General features: G+C 55.3%; 1 protein-coding gene. It reads right to left on the bottom strand.

Annotated elements, in window-relative coordinates:
- Positions 1-116 precede the first annotated feature (116 nt).
- The coding region (locus K6N12_RS33805; protein ID WP_222135289.1) for a hypothetical protein at positions 117-322 on the bottom strand (206 nt) is incomplete at its 5' end.

Here is a 322-nt window from a genome sequence, read left to right as displayed (position 1 = left end):
CTGCCTGCAATGTACTTGTTTGACTTGCTGCCGAGCGCGGACAAACCCACCAACTTCAGTATCCATGGTGTGCCCTACACGGCCACTCTGGGGCCATCAGGCATGCAGAGCGACATTTACCTTTTCCTGCAATAGGGTGGAGATGGATCGAGCAATAGATGCCAGTCGTTCTTGAAAAGCACCAAACCGTTGAGAGAGAATCCGTTTTTACGCGGCCACGTGCAGCGCGCCAACCCAGATGAGACGATCCCCAGTGCCGGGGGCGACATCGAATGTGCACGTCGCCAGTCTTCCTTCAAAACGTGACGTTTGGCCAGCATCC

Source organism: Rhizobium redzepovicii, from assembly GCF_019793435.1.
Classification (GTDB): domain Bacteria; phylum Pseudomonadota; class Alphaproteobacteria; order Rhizobiales; family Rhizobiaceae; genus Rhizobium; species Rhizobium redzepovicii.
The sequence above is the reverse complement of the archived record's forward strand: the minus strand, read 5'-3'. Positions and strand labels throughout refer to the sequence as shown.